General features: G+C 77.3%; 1 protein-coding gene. It reads left to right on the top strand.

Annotated elements, in window-relative coordinates; genetic code table 11:
* Positions 1 to 188: 188 nt before the first annotated feature.
* A complete protein-coding gene (locus AB0O82_RS38725; protein ID WP_363589758.1) occupies positions 189 to 1,076 on the top strand; it encodes a hypothetical protein in 888 nt (295 codons plus the stop codon).
* Positions 1,077 to 1,346: the final 270 nt, after the last annotated feature.

Raw genomic sequence — 1,346 nt, 5'->3', positions numbered from 1 at the left:
ACCCACCCCCCCCTCGGGGCGCGGGGGGGGCGGGGGGCCCCCGGCGGGGGGGGGGGGGGGGCCCCCCCCCCCCCCCCCGGGGGGGGGGGGGGCCCCCCCCCCCCCCCCCCCCCACGGCCGTCGGGGGGCCGCCGCGGCTATATGATCACGCGGCCGAGATCACGTCACGGGGGAGCACGAGAACAGCGATGGCCGGGCAGGCAGTACTCGTACCGCCGAGGGAACTCCGCACCTGGTTCGGCCGGCGCTCGGTGCGGATGACCGGATCCGCGCTGGTGTGGCAGGAGGAACCGGAGGCCTTCCACATCCCCTACGGCCGGATCCACCGGGTGCACGCCGTCCCCGGCCGGGGCGTGCTCTGGGACCTGTGCGTCGAGGTCGACCCGCCGGGGCGCGGCGAGCGCTCCGAGTTCCGCCTGGGCACGACCGACGCCAAGGCCCAGGCGTTCGCCGACGCCATCAACGCGCAACGGCTGAAACGGCTCGCCGAGGCTCCGGCCGACCCGACGCGGATCCGCGTCGAACCGTTCCGGCGGCCCAGGCCGCTGCGGCCCGCCGGCTGGCAGCTCGGCCTCCTCGCGCTGTTCGCCGGCTGCCTCACCGAGTCCGTCGCCCTGGCCCTGCTCGGCCACCCGGTGCGGGCCGGGTTCGTCTGGGCCGGCTTCGCCGCCTGGTGGGTGAGCGCCGCCTGGGCGGCGAACCTGCCCTGGCAGCTGCGGTACTGGCGCCAGCAGCAGGCACTCGGCGAGCTCCGCCCGGCGGAGTTCACCGGCTCCTACCTCGGGGAGTACAGGGTGCACGACGTCCACGGCCACTCCCGCAGCACCCGGCGCACGCTCCGGTACACCTACCGGGTGACCGACCAGCTCGGCACGGCGCAGCGGCACGAGTGCAGCGCCGCCGACGTGCAGGACGTGGCGCGGCCCCGTACGGTCCTGGTGGTGCCCGGCCGCCTGTCGGCGGACACGCCGGGCGGGCTCGCCGGCCACCTGGTGTGGATGGGCGTCACCGGCCTGCCGACCCTGGTCGCGGGCCTGGTCGGCCTGGTCCTCGTCCCGGGCCTGCTGCTGCCCTGAGCCGCCGACGGCTCACCGGTGCCGGCCACCTGCCCGCCCGGGTGCGCGTCCGGCCTGGACTCCGGGTCCGCCTCCCGCCCCACCCGATGCGCACCCTTCCGTTTGCGGTGGCCCGGGCCGGGGCGTGGGGGCGGTGTGCCGGCGCTGGAGATCCACTGGAGGCCGCCTCAAGGCGGGTGGTTCGTGGCGGGTTGGGTGTGTTCTGGTGGATGGCGAAGCAGACCCGCCCCGGGTCCTGTCCGGCCGGACAGGACCCCGGGCGGGGCACAC

Origin of the sequence: Kitasatospora sp. NPDC088264 (assembly GCF_040685715.1) — a bacterium.
In the GTDB taxonomy this organism is placed as follows: Bacteria; Actinomycetota; Actinomycetes; order Streptomycetales; family Streptomycetaceae; genus Kitasatospora.
This window is presented reverse-complemented; position numbering and strand designations above follow the sequence as displayed.